The sequence below is a fragment of the Streptomyces sp. CNP082 genome, assembly GCF_059570535.1.
The window spans coordinates 11,363-29,728 of sequence record NZ_JCANSZ010000042.1; the positions used below are offsets into that span (position 1 = coordinate 11,363).

The window sequence follows — 18,366 nt, forward strand, 5'->3', positions numbered from 1 at the left end:
CGCCCCCGACCGCCGGGCGCATCGGGGCACTCCGTACCGCCGTCGTGCTTCCGCGCGCCCCGCCGAGAGCTACCCGTACGCCCCCGACGCGCTCAGCCGCAGCGCCGTGTCGATCAGCGGCACATGGCTGAACGCCTGCGGGAAGTTGCCCACTTGCCGCTGCAGCCGCGGGTCCCACTCCTCCGCGAGCAGCCCCAGGTCGTTCCGGAGCGCCAGCAGCTTCTCGAACAACTGCCGCGCCTCCTGCACCCGGCCGATCATCGCCAGGTCGTCCGCCATCCAGAACGAGCAGGCGAGGAACGCGCCTTCGTCGCCCGGCAGCCCGTCGCTGCCCGCCTCGTCGCCCGCGGTCGGGTAGCGGCGGATGAACCCGTCGGGGGTGCCCAGCTCGCGCTGGATGGCCTCGATGGTGCCGATGACGCGCTTGTCGTCCGGCGGCAGAAAGCCCACCTGCGGGATCAGCAGCAGCGAGGCGTCCAGCTCCTGCGAGCCGTAGGACTGCGTGAAGGTGTTGCGCTGCCGGTCGTAGCCCTTCTCGCAGACGTCGCGGTGGATGTCGTCGCGCAGTTGCTGCCAGCGCTCCAGCGGGCCGTCCGCCTCGCCGGACTCGATGAGCTTGATCGTGCGGTCGACGGCGACCCAGGTCATCACCTTGGAGTGGACGAAGTGCCGTCGTGGGCCGCGCACCTCCCACAGCCCCTCGTCGGGGCGGTCCCAGTTCTCCTCGACCCAGCGGATCATCTTCAGTTGCAGCAGCGAGGCGTAGTCGTTGCGGGCGAGGCCCGTCATGTGCGCGAGGTGCAGGGCCTCGACGACCTCGCCGTAGACGTCGAGCTGCAACTGCCCCGCCGCGCCGTTGCCGGCGCGCACCGGGCGGGAGGCCTCGTACCCCGGCAGCCAGTCCAGCTCCGACTCGCCGAGCTCGCGCTCGCCGGCGATGCCGTACATGATCTGCAGGTTCTCCGGGTCGCCCGCGACGGCGCGCAGCAGCCACTCGCGCCAGGCGCGCGCCTCTTCGTGGTACCCGGTGCGCAGCAGAGACGACAGTGTGATGGCGGCGTCGCGCAGCCAGGTGAAGCGGTAGTCCCAGTTCCGCACGCCGCCGATGTCCTCGGGCAGCGAGGTGGTGGGCGCGGCGACGATGCCGCCGGTCGGCTCGTACGTCAGGGCCTTGAGCGTGATCAGCGAGCGGATCACGGCGTGCCGGTAGGGGCCGTGGTACGTGCAGTGCTCGGTCCACTCCTGCCAGAAGTCCTCGGTGGCGGTGAGCGCCGCCTCTGGATCGGCGGGCTGCGGCGGCTCGCGGTGCGAGGGCTGCCAACTGATCGTGAAGGCCAGCCGGTCGCCCGGGCCGACGGTGAAGTCCGAGTACGTCGTCAGGTCCCGGCCGTACGTCGGCACCGGGGCGTCGAGCCACACCGAGTCCGGCCCGGCGACGCCGACGGTACGGCCGTCGTCGGTCTGGTGGACCCACGGCACGATGCGCCCGTACGAGAAGCGCATCCGCAGCGCGGAGCGCATCGGCACCCGGCCCGTGACACCCTCCACGATGCGGATGAGCTGCGGCGAGGCGCCGTCGCGCGGCGGCATGAAGTCGATCAGCCGGACCGTGCCGCGCGGGGTGTCCCACTCGGACTCCAGCACCAGCGAGTCCCCCCGGTAGCGCCGCCGGGTCGCGGGCGGCGGGCCGGCCTCCGGGGCGTACGCCGGACCGAGGCGCCAGAAGCCGTGCTCCTCGGTCCCCAGTAGGGAAGCGAACACCGCATGGGAGTCGAACCGGGGCAGGCATAGCCAGTCGGTCGTGCCGTCGCGACGGACGAGTGCTGCCGTCTGCATGTCGCCCAGAAGTGCGTAATCCTCGATCCGCCCGGCCACGTGCCTCTCCAGCTAGTAGTGCGTTGCGCCGAGGATAAAGCCTTCGCGCGCGTGCGCGCGGCACGGTCGCGGATTCCCCCTGGTCTCTTCCGCCCGGGCGGTCGGCCGCGGGCGGTGACCAGGGGATCCCTGATACCCTGGTAGCCCGTGGAGCGGAGGGCCGGCCGGGCACGTGGCGGCGGCGCTCGCCGAGCGACCCACCTCGATCTGGGGCACCCCGCCACGCACCTCGACAAGCGACCACGGGAGCCCCTCTTGGCCATGCCATCCACGACGTCAAAGCACATCTTCGTCACCGGAGGCGTCGCCTCCTCACTCGGCAAGGGGCTCACCGCCTCCAGCCTGGGGGCGCTGCTCAAGGCGCGCGGGCTGCGGGTCACGATGCAGAAGCTCGACCCGTATCTGAACGTCGATCCAGGAACGATGAACCCGTTCCAGCACGGTGAGGTCTTCGTCACCAACGACGGCGCGGAGACCGACCTCGACATCGGCCACTACGAGCGCTTCCTCGACGTCGACCTCGACGGCTCGGCGAACGTCACCACCGGCCAGGTCTACTCCACGGTGATCGCCAAGGAGCGCCGCGGCGAGTACCTGGGCGACACGGTGCAGGTGATCCCGCACATCACCAACGAGATCAAGTCCCGTATCCGGCGTATGGCCTCCGACGACGTGGACGTGGTGATCACGGAAGTCGGCGGCACCGTCGGCGACATCGAGTCGCTGCCGTTCCTGGAGGCCGTCCGCCAGGTGCGGCACGAGGTCGGCCGGGACAACGTCTTCGTCGTCCACATCTCGCTGCTGCCGTACATCGGCCCGTCCGGCGAGCTGAAGACCAAGCCGACGCAGCACTCGGTCGCCGCGCTGCGCAGCATCGGCATCCAGCCCGACGCGATCGTGCTGCGCGCGGACCGCGAGGTGCCGCCGGCGATCAAGCGGAAGATCTCGCTCATGTGCGACGTCGACGAGTCCGCCGTCGTCGCCGCCATCGACGCCAAGTCGATCTACGACATCCCCAAGGTGCTGCACGCGGAGGGGCTGGACGCGTACGTCGTCCGCAAGCTGAACATGCCGTTCCGGGACGTGGACTGGTCGGAGTGGGACGACCTGCTGCGGCGCGTGCACGACCCGGCGCACGAGGTGACGATCGCGCTCGTCGGCAAGTACATCGACCTGCCCGACGCCTATCTGTCGGTCACCGAGGCGATCCGCGCCGGCGGCTTCGCCAACAACGCCCGCGCCAAGATCAAATGGGTCACGTCCGACGACTGCCGCACCCCGCAGGGCGCGCGCAGGCACCTCGCGGACGTGGACGGCATCGTCATCCCCGGCGGCTTCGGCGAGCGCGGCGTGGAGGGCAAGATCGGCGCGGTCACGTACGCCCGGGAGAACCGCGTGCCGCTGCTCGGCCTCTGCCTCGGCCTGCACTGCATCGTCATCGAGGCGGCGCGGAACCTCGCGGGCATCGAGGGTGCCAACTCCACGGAGTTCGACCAGGCCGCGTCGGACCCGGTGATCTCCACCATGGAGGAGCAGCTCGACATCGTCGCCGGCGAGGGCGACATGGGCGGCACGATGCGCCTCGGTCTCTACCCGGCCAGGCTGGCGGAGGGGTCGGTGGTACGGGAGGCATACGCGGACCAGCCGTACGTCGAGGAGCGCCACCGGCACCGTTACGAGGTCAACAACTTCTACCGCAGCGAGCTGGAGAAGAAGGCCGGCCTCTGCTTCTCCGGCACCTCCCCGGACAACAAGCTGGTGGAGTACGTGGAGTATCCGCGCGAGGTCCACCCGTACCTGGTCTCCACCCAGGCCCACCCCGAGCTGCGCTCGCGGCCCACGCGCCCCCACCCGCTGTTCGCCGGCCTGGTGAAGGCGTCCGTCGCCAGACAGGAGGGGGCACGACAGGAAGGGGCCAGACAGGAGGGGGCACGGCAGGAGGGGGCCAGGCAGGAAGGGGCCGGCCGCGAGGAGGCAGAGCAGGGCGTGCCCGCCGGTGCGCAGAAGCCGGTGGCCGCGCGCGAGGGGGGCAAGTGATGGCGGAGCAGTTGAAGGACACGGCGGCCGAGTGGCAGGTCGTCGCCTCCGAGACCCCGTTCAAGGGCGCCAAGACCGCCGTGCGCACCGACGACGTGGTGATGCCCGACGGCACCGTCGCCCGCCGCGACTACCAGGTCCACCCCGGCTCGGTCGCGATCCTCGCCCTCGACGACGACGACCGCGTGCTGGTGCTCAACCAGTACCGCCACCCCGTACGGCACAAGCTCTGGGAGATCCCCGCCGGCCTCCTCGACGTGCCCGGCGAGAACCCGCTGAGCGCCGCCCAGCGCGAGCTGTACGAGGAGGCGCACGTCAAGGCCGACGACTGGCGCGTGCTGGTCGACGTCTACACCACGCCGGGCGGCTGCGACGAGGCCGTGCGCGTCTTCCTCGCCCGCGGGGTGACCGAGGCGGAGGGGGAGCGCTACGCCGCCGAGGGCGAGGAGCTGGACCTCACCCTCGACCGCGTGCCGGTGGCCGACCTGCTGCGCGGCGCCCTCGCCGGGGACCTGCACAACAACTGCCTGATGCTTGGCGTGCTGGCGCTCCAGGCGGCCCGTGCGGAGGGCGGTCTCGACGCGCTGCGCCCGGCGAACGCCCCCTGGCCGGCGCGCCCGTTCACCGTCTGAGCGGCCCGGCGGGGGGCCGCCGGGCGGTTGATCCGATGCGGTGATTTTCGTTCCGGCGTTCGGCCATGTGCCGTCACGTGACCCGGCCTTCACGCTGGGTGAATTACGCTCACCGGCGTGACGGAACAGGCCGCCCCCCACCGGTTCGCCGGCAGGACCCGCGAGCTCGACGCCCTGCGCGCCGACATCGCACGCGCCGGGCTCGACACCCTCGCCGGCCGCCCCGCCCCCCGCAGCCGCGTGCTGCTCATCGCCGGGCGGCCGGGCTCCGGACGCAGCGCGCTCGCCGCCGAACTGGCCCGCAGCGTCGCGGGCGACTACCCCGGCGGCGTGCACACCGCGCGGCTCTCCGGCCCCGGCGGCGAGGCGGTGCCGCTGGAGCAGGCCGTCCGCGACCTCCTCGACGCCCTCGGCGTCCCCCCGGTCGCCGGGGCTGGCCCGGACCGCCTCGCCGCCCGGCTCCGCGCCGCGCTGGCCGAGCGCTCGGCGCTGCTCGTCCTCGACGACGTCACCGACCCGGGGCAGCTTCTCGAACTGGTCCCCGAGTCGCGCGACTGCCTCGTCGTCGCCGTCGCCGAGGGCCCGCTCAAGGGCGTGCCGGACGTCCGTCCGTGCACCGTGGGCGCCCTGGAGCCCGCGGCAGCGCTGGCGCTGATCGCCTCGTACGCGGGCCAGACGCGCATCGCCTGCGACCCCGAGGCCACGCACGTGCTGGCCGAGGAGTGCGCAGGCCACCCCGCGGCGCTGGTGCTGGCTGGCGGCTGGCTCGCCGGCCACCCGCAGGCGTGCGTCGCCGATGCCGTACGGGAGCTGCGCCGCAAGGGCGAGAGCACCGAGGGGTCCGCCGGGCGGCCGTCGGGCACGAAGGCGCTGGCGCGGGCGTTCCGGCTCGTCTGCGAATCGCTGCCGCCGCAGGCCGCCGAGGTGCTGCGGCTGCTGCTGCTGGCGCCCGCCGGGCTCGTCGACGCCCACTCCGCCTCCGCGCTCGCCGGCTGCACCGTCGCCGCGGCCCGCACCACGCTCGAGGACTGCGCGGGCCAGGGCCTGCTGCGCCCGGTGCCGCAGCCGGAGCAGGCGGGCCTCCCGCAGTACGAGGTGCCCGGGTGCCTGCAGCCGCTGCTGCGCGGGGCGCTGGAGGCCGTTGTGGGGCCGGAGGAGGTGCTGCTGGCCCGGGCCCGGATGCTGGAGCGGTACGTACGCCTGCTGCAGTCCTGCCGCGCCGTCACCGAACCCGCCGGCTCCGCAGTGCACGCCCGGCTCGCGGGGCTGCCGCGGGCGCTGCGCTTCCCGTCGTCCGAGGCCGCCGCGGCGTGGCTGCGCAGCCGGCTGCCGTCGCTGCTGGCGGCGGCCCGGGCGGCGGTCGCCGAGGGGGAGCTGGACACGCTGGCGCGGCGGCTGGTCGCCGCGCTGTCGCGGGCGCTGGGGGCGCACCGGGGCGAGGCGGACGCCGCCCCCGAGCAGTACCGGCTGCACGAGCTGGTGCTGGGCGTCGCCGAGCGGCGCGGGCTGGTGTGGGAGAAGGCGGCGGCGCTGCTCAACCTCGGCGACCTGGACCTGCGCGCGGAGCGGCCCGAGGAGGCGCTCGGCCGGTACCGGGGGGCGCTGGCGGCGGCGCGCGAGGCGCGGGACCCGCGGCCGGTGGGGCGGGCGCTGGAGTCGGTGGGTGCGGCGTACCAGGAGCTGCAGGACTGGGGCCGGGCGGCGGACTGGTTCGGGCGGGCGCTCGCGCTGCGGCAGACGCGCGGCGAGCTGGCCGACGAGGCGCGGCTGCGGGCCCGGCTCGGCGCGGTGCATACGTACGCCGGGGCCTGGGGCTGGGCGCTGCGCGAGTGGCGCGGGGCGGCGGCGGCGTACCGCAGGCTCGGGGACACCGCCGGGCACGCGCGGGCGCTGGGCGAGGTGGCACGGGTGCAGCAGTACGCCGGGTATCCGCGGGAGGCCATCAGGACGTGCACGCGCGCGATGGACCTGGCGCGGCTCTCCGGCGACACCGCGCTGCGGGCGGCGGTGCAGTTGCGGCTGGCGGACCTCGTCGACGGTGCGGGCGACCCGCAGGCCGCGGAGCTGCACCGGGCCGCCGCGGAGCGGCTGGCCGCGCAGGTGCCCGAGGAGGACGCGGCGCCGGTCGCCGTGGCCGTAGCGGAACCGGAAGCGGAGGGCGGGGCGGACCCTGAGGCCGCGCCTGAGCCCGCGCCCGCGGCCGGGCCGGAGCGCGCGGACGGTGACGCTCCGGACGACGGGGAGCGCAGCCCCGGGGCCGTCCCGGACGACGTGGCGCAGCCGGCGTCGCGGCCCGCGCCGCAGCCCGTGGAGGCCGCCGCGGAGACCGGCCCAGAGGAGGGCCGGGAGCCCGCGCCCGGGGCGGGCCCGAAGGCGGGACCGGAACCCCGACCGGCCGCGGCAGACCTGTGAATCCATCGGGGTATCGCAAATATCTGCCTGTTTCAAAGGCTGGACTCTGAGGATCCCTTCATTAAGAATGACCAAGCCGCGGCGGACACCCCGACCGGGGCCTGACGAGATCGCCTCATCCAAGGATCGTGATCCATCGTGAAGGTCGGCATTCCACGCGAGATCAAGAACAACGAGTTCCGGGTGGCCATCACGCCCGCCGGAGTGCACGAGCTGGTCCGCCAGCGCCGCCACCGCCATGAAGTATTCGTGGAGCAGGGCGCGGGCCTCGGCTCGTCCATCCCCGACGAGGAGTACGTCGCGGCCGGGGCGGAGATCCTGCCCACGGCCGACGACGTGTGGGCCGCCGCGGACCTGGTGCTGAAGGTCAAGGAGCCGATCGCGGAGGAGTACCACCGCCTCCGCAAGGACCAGGTGCTCTTCACCTACCTCCACCTCGCCGCCTCCCGGCCGTGCACCGAGGCGCTGCTGGAGTCCGGCACCACCGCCATCGCGTACGAGACGGTGGAGACCGCGGACCGGCACCTGCCGCTGCTCGCCCCGATGTCGGAGGTCGCCGGCCGGCTCGCGCCGCAGGTCGGCGCGTACCACCTGATGCGCCCGCAGGGCGGCCGCGGTGTGCTGCCGGGCGGCGTGCCCGGTGTGGTGCCGGGGCAGGCGGTCGTGATCGGCGGCGGCGTATCCGGCTGGAACGCCACGCAGATCGCCGTCGGCATGGGCTTCCACGTCACGCTGCTCGACACGGACGTGCGCAAGCTGCGCGAGGCGGACAAGGTCTTCGGTACGAAGGTGCGCACCCTCACCTCCACCGCCTACGCCCTCGGGCAGGCGGTCCTGGACGCCGACCTGGTGATCGGCGCGGTGCTCATCCCGGGCGCGAAGGCGCCCAAGCTCGTCGACAACGAGCTGGTGTCGCGGATGAAGCCGGGAAGTGTCCTTGTCGACATCGCGATCGACCAGGGCGGCTGCTTCGCCGACTCCCGGCCGACCACGCACGCGGAACCGACCTTCCGGGTACACGACTCGGTCTTCTACTGCGTCGCCAACATGCCCGGCGCGGTGCCCAACACGTCCACGTACGCGCTGACCAACGCCACGCTGCCGTACATCGTCAAGCTCGCGAACCTCGGCTGGCGGGCGGCGCTGCGCGGCGATCCGGCGCTCGCGCTCGGCCTCAACACCCACGAAGGACAGGTCGTTTACGGTCCCGTGGCGGAAGCGCACGGTCTTCCGGCGGCCGAACTCGCGCGCGTGCTGGGCTGATTTCGCGCAGATGCGCGGCAGGTCGACCGCATCGGCGACACCGTCAACTCCGCTTCACCGGCCGAACCTTGTCACCAGGGGTTCGGCCGGGCGACGTACCGTCGTACGGGGTGCCCGAAGTGGTGTTCCACACCCGACACATCGTGCCCTGTCTGCGGGATTGTGTTGCTGCGGGACCCCGACACGCCATAGAGTCGCCAATCGTCGGCATGGTGCCACGCTGACCAATCGAGAAGTGCCCTGGTCACCAAGGAGGTAGGACGACTTGTGAATGAGTCGACATTTGCTCCCGGGGGTGGTCGTCCAGGCATGTCTGCGAGGGACCACGGTTCCTCGGGGGCACAGGCGCCTGTCGGCTCCGTCGCCGTCCACACCTTCTCGGCACACGCACACCAGGGCGGAAACGTATACCAGAGCATGGACGGTCATCACGTGAACGCCATGACCGGCAGCCAGAGCGGCGGCGAGGACACCACACGTCTCGCCGCATCCGCCACCTCCGACTTCGAGGACCTGTCAGAAGGCCACTTCTACGACCCGGACGCGGACTACGAGCCGGATCCCGAGTACGCCGCGACGCTCGCGCCGGACGCCGCCCGGCAGCGCCGGGAGCGCATCGGGCCCACGGGCCGTCCGCTGCCGTACTTCCCCATCCCGGGCCCGGTCACCGACCACGGCCCGGCGAAGGTCATCGCCATGTGCAACCAGAAGGGCGGCGTCGGCAAGACCACGTCCGCCATCAACCTGGGCGCGGCGCTGGCCGAGTACGGCCGCCGGGTGCTGCTCGTGGACTTCGACCCGCAGGGCGCCCTCTCCGTCGGCCTCGGGGTCAACCCCATGGAGCTGGACCTCACGGTCTACAACCTGCTCATGGAGCGGGGCATGTCGGCGGACGAGGTGCTGCTCAAGACGGCCGTGCCCAACATGGACCTGCTGCCCAGCAACATCGATCTCTCCGCCGCCGAGGTGCAGTTGGTGAGCGAGGTGGCGCGGGAGCAAACGCTGCAGCGCGCGCTGAAGCCGCTGCTGTCCGAGTACGACTACGTCGTCATCGACTGCCAGCCGTCGCTGGGTCTGCTCACGGTCAACGCGCTGACCGCGGCGCACAAGGTGATCGTGCCGCTGGAGTGCGAGTTCTTCGCGCTGCGCGGGGTCGCCCTGCTCACCGAGACGATCGAGAAGGTCCAGGAGCGGCTCAACCCCGACCTGGAGCTGGACGGCATCCTCGCCACGATGTACGACTCGCGGACGGTGCACAGCCGCGAGGTGCTGGCGCGCGTCGTCGAGGCATTCGACGACCACGTCTACCACACGGTCATCGGGCGCACCGTCCGGTTCCCCGAGACCACCGTGGCCGGCGAGCCCATCACCTCGTACGCCTCCAACTCCGTGGGCGCCGCCGCCTACCGCCAGCTCGCCAGGGAGGTGCTCGCCCGGTGCCACGCCGAGTGAGCCTGCCCGGGGCCGACGAGCTTTTCCGTACCACCGGGGGGACCGCGCTCCAGTCGTCCACACCGCAGTCGGACCGGCAGCGGGCCAACGGCGAGGCGCCCGGCGGCAGTCCGCGCGTGCCCGCGCCGAGCCGCGAGGCCGACTCGGCGGAGCCCGGCGCGGACGCCGGGGAAGCGGGCGCGGAGGACCCGGACGGCTCCGGCGGTACGGACGCCGCCGCGCGGGTACGCGCGGGCACGGGCGGCAAGGCCGCCCCGGCGGGCGGCAAGCGCACCGCGGGCGGCCCCGCGGCCCGGCGCGACCCCGAGGCGACGGAGCACGGCGGCCGGGGGGCCGGCGCCGAGACCGCCCCCGGCGGGCGGGCCCGGCAGAGCGAGCGGGAGCCGGCGGCCCAGGCGGGGACGAAGTCCGCACGGCAGGGCGGCGGTTCGGCCGCGGCGGCCCAGCCCCAGCCCCGGCGCGGCCGGGGCCGCGGCGCCGCGCGGCGGCCCAGCGGCCGGGAGCGGCACGACGAGAAGATCACGGTCTACGTCTCCGCCGAGGAGCTGATGGACCTGGAGCACGCCCGGCTCGTGCTCCGCGGCGACCACGGCCTGGCGGTGGACCGCGGCCGGATCGTGCGCGAGGCCGTCGCGGTGGTGCTGGCCGACCTGGAGTCGCGCGGCGACGCGAGCATCCTCGTACGCCGCCTGCGCGGGCGCTGACGCCCGCGCCCGTACGCTCCCGGCCGCGCGCCCCGTACCGGATCACCGCCCGGGTGCCGCCCCGCCGGACGACAACCGGGCGAGCACGGCTGTGAGCGATACGCTGCGGGCGATGGACGACAGGCACGACGACCCGCAGCGCCCCGCGCGTACCGCCCGGCGCTCTCTCGGCCGCGGCCCGGGCGTCGCCGCGACGCCCACCAAGCCCGCGCCGCCACCCGCGGAACCGGATCCGGTGACGGAGCCGTACCCCGAGCCGATGCCCCTGCCGCAGCCGGATCCTCCCCCCGTGCCCGCCCCGCCGCTGCCCATCCCGGGCCCCGCGCCGGCTCCGCCCGAGCCTGGTCCGGGGCCGGTGCCCGAGCCCGACCCCGAGACGGAGCCCGCGCCGGCGGGACCCGGCGGCGCGGAACCCGCCGAGGAGCCGTCCCCCGAGCCGGACGGCGCACCCGAGCCGGACGACGCCCCCGAGCCGGACTACGCCCCCGAGCCGGACCGCGTACCTGAGCCCGACCGCGAGCCCGAGCCGGACCGTGCACCTGAGCCCGAACGCGAGCCCGGGCCGGACCGCGAGCCCGGACCCGGCCCGGAGTCCGGCACCGCGCCTGGCACGGCTGGTCTCCCCGAACCCGGCCCCGGGACCGGCGGCGAACCCGGCGGGGAACCCGACGGCGGTTCCGCCGGTGAACCCGGCAGCGAGTCCGATGGCGAACCGGGCGGCGATTCCGACGGCGAGCCCGACGACGGCGCCTTCCGGGTCCGGCTCGCCAACTTCGAGGGCCCTTTCGACCTCCTCCTCCAGCTCATCTCCAAGCACAAGCTGGACGTCACCGAGGTCTCCCTGCACCGCGTCACCGACGACTTCATGGCCCACATCCGCGCCATGGGCCCCGACTGGGACCTCGACCAGACCACCGAGTTCCTCGTCGTCGCCGCCACCCTCCTCGACCTCAAGGCCGCCCGTCTGCTGCCCGCCGCCGAGGTCGAGGACGAGGAGGACCTCGCGCTGCTGGAGGCCCGCGACCTGCTGTTCGCGCGGCTGCTGCAGTACCGCGCGTACAAGGAGATAGCGGGCATCTTCCACCGCCGGCTGGAGGAGGAGTCGCAGCGCCACCCCCGCACCGTCGGTCTTGAGCCGCACCACGCGGAGCTGCTGCCCGAGGTGGTCATCAGCATCGGCCCGGAGGGCTTCGCCCGGCTCGCGGTCAAGGCGATGCAGCCCAAGCCCGTGCCCCAGGTCTACGTCGACCACATCCACGCCCCCCTCGTCAGCGTCCAGGAACAGGCGCAGGTCGTCGTCTCGCGGCTGCGCGAGCACGGCTCCGTCAGCTTCCAGGAGCTGATCGCGGACGCCCCCGACCCGCTGACCGTCGTCGCCCGGTTCCTGGCGCTGCTGGAGCTCTACCGGGAGCGGGCCGTGGCCCTCGACCAGGAAGGCGCGCTGGAGCCGCTGACGGTGCGGTGGACGGGGCGGGAGGATGTGGTGCCGGTGGTGACCGACGAGTTCGACACGGCGTCCGGCGACGCGGACGCGGCCGGCGGGAACGAAGGCGAAGGCGGAGGCGAGGACGAGCGATGAGCGACGCAGCGGCGGATGTGGCGGACGCACCGGATGTGCCGGATGTGCCGGACGCGGCAGACACGGCAGACACGGAACCGCAGCCGCAGCCCGAGGCGGCGGGGGAGGGGCAGGAGAAGCAGGAGAAGGAGGCCGGCCCCACCGCAGGGCTCCCGCTGCGCCCGGCCCTCGAAGCCGTCCTCATGGTCGTCGACGAGCCCGTCACCACCCAGCACCTGGCCAAGGTCCTCGACCGCCGCCCCCGCGAGATCGCCGACGCCCTGCGCGAGCTGTCCGACGAGTACACCGTCCAGGGCCGCGGCTTCGACCTGCGCCACGTCGCCGGCGGCTGGCGCTTCTACACCCGCGCCGCCTACGCGCCCGCCGTCGAGGGCTTCGTCCTCGACGGCCAGCAGTCCCGGCTCACCCAGGCCGCGCTGGAGACCCTCGCGGTCGTCGCGTACCGCCAGCCGGTCTCCCGCTCGCGCGTCTCCGCCGTCCGCGGCGTCAACTGCGACGGTGTCATGCGCACGCTCCTCCAGCGCGGGCTCATCGAGGAGGTGGGCACGGAGGACGGAACAGGTGCGATCCTGTACAGGACGACGAACTACTTCCTGGAGCGGATGGGCCTGCGCGGTCTGGACGAGCTCCCCGAGCTGGCCCCGTTCCTCCCGGACGCGGAGGCGGTGGAGGGCGAGTCCCAGGAGGGCGTCCCGTCGTTCGACGTGGATGACGAGACCTGACCAACCAACGGACTGACGGTAGATGCGAAGCAGCGGCGGCAGGAACAGCAGGAAGCCCTCGGGCTCCGACCCCCGGAGGGCGGGCGGCAAGCGCGACGCGCAACAGCGCCGGCAGGGCCGCCCCCGCCCCGAGGAGCGGCGGTACGAGAAGTCCGGCGCCCCCCAGGGCGAGCGCCCGGGCGGCCCGGGGAAGGGGGGCCGGGGGCGCGGCGGCGCGCCGAGCCGGCCCGCGCGCTCCCGCGAGTACGACGCGCAGTTGGAGGAGCGGACCAGGGCCCGGCACACGGGGCCGCAGCGCAAGCTGCCGAAGACCTTCGGCGAGCCCGAGGGCGAGCGGCTGCAGAAGGTGCTGGCGCGGGCCGGCATGGGGTCGCGGCGCGCCTGCGAGGAGCTGATCGACCAGGCGCGGGTCGAGGTCAACGGGCGCATCGTCACCGAGCAGGGGCTGCGCGTCGACCCGGAGAAGGACGAGATCAAGGTCGACGGGCTGACCGTGGCCACGCAGTCGTACCTCTTCTTCGCCCTCAACAAGCCGGTCGGCGTCGTCTCCTCGATGGACGACCCGGAGGGCCGGCAGAACCTCGGCGACTACGTGGACAACCGCGAGACCCGGCTCTTCCACGTCGGCCGCCTGGACACCGAGACCGAGGGCATCATCCTGCTCACCAACCACGGCGAGCTGGCCCACCGCCTCACCCACCCCCGCTACGGCGTGAAGAAGACCTACCTCGCCGCCATCCAGGGCCCGCTGCCGCGCGACCTCGGCAAGCGGCTCAAGAACGGCATCCGGCTCGACGACGGCTACGCCAAGGCGGACGACTTCCGGGTGGTGGAGAACACCGGCAAGAACTATCTCGTCGAGGTGGTGCTGCACGAGGGCCGCAAGCACATCGTGCGGCGGATGCTCGCCGAGGCCGGCTTCCCCGTCGACAAGCTGGTACGGACCCGCTTCGGCCCGATCGCGCTGGGTGACCAGAAGTCGGGCTGGCTGCGCCGGCTGACCAACACCGAGGTCGGGATGCTGATGCGGGAGGTCGGGCTCTGACGGCCGGCGTCCGCCCCGCGACCCGCGGGGCGGACGCCGCGTATCCTTGCGCCGTGCGTACCGCCCTCGTCCTCGGCACCGGCCTCATCGGCACCTCCGCAGCCCTCGCGCTGACCCGCAGAGGGGTCAGGGTGTACCTCCAGGACGAGGACACCGACCAGGCCCGTACCGCCGCCTCCCTCGGGGCCGGCACCGACGGGCCGCCGCCCGCCCCCGTGGACCTCGCCGTCGTCGCCGTGCCGCCCGCGCTCACCGGCCGCACTCTCGCCGACGCCCAGCACCGCGGCGTCGCCCGCGGCTACCTTGACGTCGCCAGTGTCAAGGGCGGCCCCCGCCGCACCCTTCAGGAGCTGGGCGGCGACCTCACCCGCTACATCGGCAGCCACCCCATGGCCGGCAGCGAGCGCTCCGGCCCGCTGGCCGCCACCGCGGAGCTCTTCGAGGGCCGCCCCTGGGTGCTGAGCCCGGCGGAGACCACCGACACCGAGGTGCTGAACCTCGCGCTGGAGCTGGTCGCGTTCTGCCGGGCCGTGCCCGTCGTCATGGACGCCGACGCCCACGACCGCGCGGTCGCCCTCGTCTCGCACACCCCGCAGCTCGTCTCCAGCATGGTCGCCGCCCGGCTCGAGGACGCCGAGGAGGCCGCGGTCCGGCTGTGCGGGCAGGGCATCAGGGACGTCACCCGCATCGCCGCCTCGGACCCGGCGATGTGGATCGACATCCTCTCCGCCAACCCGGGCCCGGTCGCCGAGGTGCTGGCCGAGGTCGCCGCCGACCTGGACGAGACGGTACGGGCGCTGCGCGCGCTGCAGGCCGCCGACGACGCCAAGCGCCGGGCCGGCGCGGCCGGCATCGAGGACGTGCTGCGCCGCGGCAGCGCCGGCCGCGAGCGGGTACCGGGCAAGCACGGCGCCGCTCCCGCGGACTACGAGGCGGTCACCGTGCTCATCGGCGACCGGCCGGGCGAGCTGGCCCGCATCTTCGCCGACGCCGGCGCCGCCGGGGTCAACATCGAGGACGTGCGCATCGAGCACGCCACCGGCCAGCAGACCGGGCGGATGCAGCTCATGGTCGAGCCGCCGGCCGCGCCCGTGCTCACCGCGGCGCTGCGGGAGCGCGGGTGGCCGCTGAGGCAGTGACCGGGCCCCGCGCAGCTAGCAGTACCCTGGTGCCGCACAAAGTCGGCTCAACCCCCGTCGTAGACCTGAGGAAGGGTGTCGTACGCCCCGTGGACAGCGCTGCCAAGGCCCAGCGGCCCCCCGTGATCGTCGCCATCGACGGCCCCGCCGGCACCGGCAAGTCGAGCACGTCCCGGGCCGTCGCCGCACGGCTCGGCCTGCGCTATCTCGACACCGGCGCGCAGTACCGGGCCGCCGCCTGGTGGATGCTGGGCAACGGCGTGGACGTGGCCGACGCCGCCGCGATCGCCGCCGCCGCCGAGAAGCCGCAGATCGTCTCCGGCACCGACCCCGGGGCACCCACGATCACCGTCGACGGCGCGGACGCCGCGGGCCCGATCCGTACCCAGGTGGTCACCGCCGCGGTCAGCGCCGTCAGCGCGGTGCCGGAGGTACGGGCGCGGATCACCGCGCTGCAGCGGTCGATCGCGGCCGAGTCCGCGAAGAGCGGCGGGATCGTCGTCGAGGGCCGGGACATCGGCACGACGGTGCTGCCGGACGCGGACGTGAAGATCTTCCTCACCGCCTCCGAGGAGGTACGGGCCGCCCGCCGCAGCGGCGAGCTGAAGGGCAGGGGCGCCCGCGACCTGGCCGCCACGCAGGCGTCGATCGCCCGGCGCGACGCCGCCGACGCCGGCCGCAAGGTCTCGCCGCTCGCCAAGGCCGGGGACGCCATCGAGGTGGACACGACGGAGCTGACCCTGGAGCAGGTCATCCAGTGCGTCGTGACCCTCGTCGAAGAGAAGCAGCAGGGTCGGTGACCCAACCGGCCGGCGCGGTGCCGGAGACACGGGGTGCGCTCGTCGGGCGGCGGATGTCCGCGCCCGTCATGCACGGCTACTTCAAGCCGCGGATACTCGGCGCCTGGCGGATGCCCGCGAGCGGGCCCGTGATCCTGGCCGGGAACCACTCCCACAACGTCGACGGCCCGCTGCTCATGGGCACCTCGCCGCGGCCGGTGCACTTCCTGATCAAGCAGGAGGCGTTCGTCGGGATCGTCGGCTGGTACCTGCGTAACATCGGCCAGGTCGCCATCGACCGCACCACGGTCGACCGGGGGGCGATCACCCGCGCGCTGGGGGTGCTGGACGACGGCGGAGTGCTCGGGATCTTCCCGGAAGGCAGCAGGGGAGAGGGCGACTTCTCCTCGATCCGCGCGGGTCTCGCGTACTTCGCGGTGCGCTCGGGCGCCCCGGTGGTGCCGGTCGCGGTGCTGGGCACGGCGGAGCGGCGCAGCCGCGTGGTCAAGGCGCTGCCGCCGGTCCGCTGCCACGTGGACATCGTCTTCGGCGAGCCCTTCCAGGCGGGAGCGCCGGGCGGGCGCCGTACGCGCAAGGCGATGGACGAGGCGACGCTGCGCATCCAGGACCGGCTGACCGCGCACCTGGCCGCCGCCAGGCGCGACACCGGTCGCTGAGCGGCTCCGCCGGGGTAGGGTGTCGGGGGATTCTGGGGGCTCTGCCCCCGTACTCCCCGAGGCCAGCGCATTCCCGGCGCACGCGGGCGGCCGGAAAGCACCGGATTTCGCCGAGACCGCATGGACGAGACTTCAGGCTGCGGGCTTGGTCGGGACCGGGCGCCGGGCGCAGCCGAGGACGCAAGGACGAGGAACGTGATGAGCGAGACCGGCATCTCCCCCGGGCAGGGCCCGGACGGTGCGGCCCACGGCGACGGGCACGGGGAACTGGGCGACGCCGAGTACGCGGAGTTCATGGAACTGGCCGCCGGGGAGGGCTTCGACCTCGACGAGGTCGAGGGCGACCTCGCGCGCGCCGGGCACGGCCCGCTGCCGGTGGCGGCCGTCGTCGGCCGGCCGAACGTCGGCAAGTCGACTCTGGTGAACCGCATCATCGGCCGCCGCGAGGCCGTCGTGGAGGACCGCCCCGGAGTCACCCGCGACCGCGTCACGTACGAGGCCGAATGGGCGGGCCGCCGCTTCAAGCTGGTCGACACCGGCGGCTGGGAGCAGGACGTCCTCGGCATCCACGCCTCCGTGGCGGCGCAGGCCGAGTACGCGGTCGAGGCCGCGGACGCCGTGGTCTTCGTCGTGGATACGCAGACGGGCGCCACGGACACCGACGAGGCCGTCGTGAAGATGCTGCGCCGCGCCGGCAAGCCGGTGGTGCTCTGCGCCAACAAGGTCGACGGGCAGTCGGGCGAGGCGGAGGCGGCGTACCTGTGGTCGCTCGGCCTCGGCGAGCCCCACCCGGTCTCCGCGCTGCACGGCCGCGGCACCGGCGACATGCTCGACGCGGTCCTCGCCGTCCTCCCGGACGCGCCCGCGCAGTCGTTCGCCGGCGGGCTCGGCGGCCCGCGCCGGGTGGCGCTCATCGGGCGGCCGAACGTCGGCAAGTCGTCCATGCTCAACAAGCTCGCCAAGGAGGACCGCGTCGTCGTGGACGACGTCGCGGGCACCACCCGCGACCCGGTGGACGAGCTGATCCAACTGGGCGGGAAGACCTGGCGCTTCGTCGACACCGCCGGCATCCGGCGGCGCGTGCACCTCCAGGAGGGCGCCGACTACTACGCCTCGCTGCGCACCGCCGCCGCGCTGGAGAAGGCGGAGGTCGCGGTCGTCCTCGTGGACGCCGACGAGACCCTGGCCGTGCAGGACACCCGGATCATCTCCATGGCCGTCGACGCCGGGCGTGCACTGGTCATCGCGTACAACAAGTGGGACCTGCTGGACGACGAGCGCCGCTTCTATCTGGAGCGCGAGATCGAGCGCGACCTCGTGCAGGTGCAGTGGGCGCCGCGGGTCAACGTCTCGGCCCGCACCGGACGGCACATGGAGAAGCTGGTGCCGGCGCTGGAGACGGCGCTGGCGGGCTGGGAGACGCGGGTGCCGACCGGGAGGCTCAACGCCTTCCTCGGCGAGCTGACGGCCGGGCACCCGCACCCGGTGCGCGGCGGCAAGCAGCCGCGGATCCTCTTCGGCACCCAGGCGGGCACCCGGCCGCCGCGGTTCGTGCTCTTCGCCTCGGGGTTCATCGAGGCGAACTACCGGCGCTTCATCGAGCGGCGGCTGCGCGAGGAGTTCGGCTTCGAGGGCAGCCCGATCCGGATCTCGGTACGGGTGCGGGAGAAGCGGGGCCGCAAGAAGTAGCGGCCCCGGCTGGGAGCGGGTTCGGGTACGGGCCCGCGTGCCGCGTACGCGCCCGGCCGGTGCGCGGCACGTGGGACGTGGCTCGCGGTTCGCGGTTCGCCGCGGCGGCGGGCCGGCCGGGCTAGTCCCCGGCCGCGCGGTGGCGGTGCACGTGCAGATGTGACCGCAGGCGCCCCGGGGACGGCAGCGACGGGCGGGCGTTCATGATGGCGTCGAAGCGGAGCTGCTCCTCGCCGGTGCGGTCCCCGGGCAGCGCCCGGAAGAGCCTGCGGTACTCGGCGAACAGGGCGTCGTAGATCGGCGTTGCCGAGGGGCGGGAGGCCGCGTGGGGCTCATGGGCGGGGCGCATGCCGGGAATCAC

The 18,366-nt window shown here is 73.9% G+C and carries 15 protein-coding genes; 13 read left to right on the forward strand and 2 right to left on the reverse strand.

Annotated features, from left to right (window positions below):
• Positions 1-69 precede the first annotated feature (69 nt).
• Positions 70-1,875 carry a glycoside hydrolase family 15 protein gene (locus B124_RS27180; protein WP_496505606.1) on the reverse strand — a complete coding sequence of 602 codons (1,806 nt, stop codon included), beginning with the start codon at positions 1,873-1,875 and terminating at the stop codon, positions 70-72.
• Between the two features lie 261 nt (positions 1,876-2,136).
• Here B124_RS27180 and pyrG point away from each other — a divergent pair, with 261 nt between their 5' ends.
• The 13 genes from pyrG to der all read left to right on the forward strand — a co-directional run bounded on the left by pyrG (position 2,137) and on the right by der (position 18,005).
• Positions 2,137-3,912, forward strand: a complete 1,776-nt coding sequence (gene pyrG, locus B124_RS27185; RefSeq protein ID WP_496505644.1) for a CTP synthase — start codon at positions 2,137-2,139, stop codon at positions 3,910-3,912.
• Positions 3,912-4,544, forward strand: coding sequence for an NUDIX domain-containing protein (locus B124_RS27190; RefSeq protein WP_496505607.1), 633 nt, complete (start codon positions 3,912-3,914; stop codon positions 4,542-4,544). The genes pyrG and B124_RS27190 overlap by 1 nt, the downstream gene beginning before the upstream one ends.
• A 117-nt stretch (positions 4,545-4,661) precedes the next feature.
• Positions 4,662-6,956, forward strand: a complete 2,295-nt coding sequence (locus tag B124_RS27195; protein WP_496505608.1) for a tetratricopeptide repeat protein — start codon at positions 4,662-4,664, stop codon at positions 6,954-6,956.
• 138 nt (positions 6,957-7,094) lie between these two features.
• Positions 7,095-8,219, forward strand: coding sequence for an alanine dehydrogenase (gene ald, locus B124_RS27200; protein WP_496505609.1), 1,125 nt, complete (start codon positions 7,095-7,097; stop codon positions 8,217-8,219).
• Positions 8,220-8,636: 417 nt separating this feature from the next.
• The gene (locus B124_RS27205; protein ID WP_496505610.1) at positions 8,637-9,671 is read left to right on the forward strand and encodes a ParA family protein; all 1,035 of its coding nucleotides are present in this window, start codon (positions 8,637-8,639) and stop codon (positions 9,669-9,671) included.
• A complete protein-coding gene (locus tag B124_RS27210; RefSeq protein WP_496505645.1) occupies positions 9,668-10,375 on the forward strand; it encodes a hypothetical protein in 708 nt (235 codons plus the stop codon). The genes B124_RS27205 and B124_RS27210 overlap by 4 nt, the downstream gene beginning before the upstream one ends.
• Before the next feature lie 112 nt (positions 10,376-10,487).
• A complete protein-coding gene (locus tag B124_RS27215) occupies positions 10,488-11,954 on the forward strand; it encodes a segregation and condensation protein A (protein WP_496505611.1) in 1,467 nt (488 codons plus the stop codon).
• Positions 11,951-12,676: an SMC-Scp complex subunit ScpB gene (scpB, locus tag B124_RS27220; RefSeq protein WP_496505612.1), complete on the forward strand. Its 726-nt coding sequence runs from the start codon at positions 11,951-11,953 to the stop codon at positions 12,674-12,676. The genes B124_RS27215 and scpB overlap by 4 nt, the downstream gene beginning before the upstream one ends.
• Positions 12,677-12,698: 22 nt before the next feature.
• Complete coding sequence (locus tag B124_RS27225; RefSeq protein ID WP_496505613.1) at positions 12,699-13,721, forward strand: pseudouridine synthase; 1,023 nt, start codon at positions 12,699-12,701, stop codon at positions 13,719-13,721.
• A 53-nt stretch (positions 13,722-13,774) separates the two neighbouring features.
• Positions 13,775-14,860 carry a prephenate dehydrogenase gene (locus tag B124_RS27230; RefSeq protein WP_496505614.1) on the forward strand — a complete coding sequence of 362 codons (1,086 nt, stop codon included), beginning with the start codon at positions 13,775-13,777 and terminating at the stop codon, positions 14,858-14,860.
• A gap of 89 nt (positions 14,861-14,949) precedes the next feature.
• Positions 14,950-15,660, forward strand: a complete 711-nt coding sequence (gene cmk, locus B124_RS27235) for a (d)CMP kinase (RefSeq protein WP_496505615.1) — start codon at positions 14,950-14,952, stop codon at positions 15,658-15,660.
• 53 nt (positions 15,661-15,713) lie between these two features.
• A complete protein-coding gene (locus tag B124_RS27240) occupies positions 15,714-16,316 on the forward strand; it encodes a lysophospholipid acyltransferase family protein (RefSeq protein ID WP_496505646.1) in 603 nt (200 codons plus the stop codon).
• A gap of 198 nt (positions 16,317-16,514) precedes the next feature.
• On the forward strand, positions 16,515-18,005 hold the full coding sequence (der, locus tag B124_RS27245; protein ID WP_496505616.1) for a ribosome biogenesis GTPase Der: 1,491 nt from the start codon (positions 16,515-16,517) through the stop codon (positions 18,003-18,005).
• 121 nt (positions 18,006-18,126) lie between these two features.
• On the opposite strand, the gene B124_RS27250 is transcribed toward der, so the two are convergent.
• Positions 18,127-18,354 (reverse strand): hypothetical protein, encoded by a 228-nt coding sequence (locus B124_RS27250; protein ID WP_496505617.1) that lies wholly within the window; start codon positions 18,352-18,354, stop codon positions 18,127-18,129.
• Positions 18,355-18,366: the final 12 nt, after the last annotated feature.

Coding starts and splice junctions, on each gene's coding strand:
- pyrG (WP_496505644.1), top strand. CDS start 2,137: ATGCCATCCACGACGTCAAAGCACATCTTCGTCACCGGAGGCGTCGCC.
- B124_RS27190 (WP_496505607.1), top strand. CDS start 3,912: ATGGCGGAGCAGTTGAAGGACACGGCGGCCGAGTGGCAGGTCGTCGCC.
- B124_RS27205 (WP_496505610.1), top strand. CDS start 8,637: ATGGACGGTCATCACGTGAACGCCATGACCGGCAGCCAGAGCGGCGGC.
- B124_RS27215 (WP_496505611.1), top strand. CDS start 10,488: ATGGACGACAGGCACGACGACCCGCAGCGCCCCGCGCGTACCGCCCGG.
- scpB (WP_496505612.1), top strand. CDS start 11,951: ATGAGCGACGCAGCGGCGGATGTGGCGGACGCACCGGATGTGCCGGAT.
- B124_RS27225 (WP_496505613.1), top strand. CDS start 12,699: ATGCGAAGCAGCGGCGGCAGGAACAGCAGGAAGCCCTCGGGCTCCGAC.
- B124_RS27240 (WP_496505646.1), top strand. CDS start 15,714: ATGTCCGCGCCCGTCATGCACGGCTACTTCAAGCCGCGGATACTCGGC.
- der (WP_496505616.1), top strand. CDS start 16,515: ATGAGCGAGACCGGCATCTCCCCCGGGCAGGGCCCGGACGGTGCGGCC.
- B124_RS27250 (WP_496505617.1), bottom strand. CDS start 18,354: ATGCGCCCCGCCCATGAGCCCCACGCGGCCTCCCGCCCCTCGGCAACG.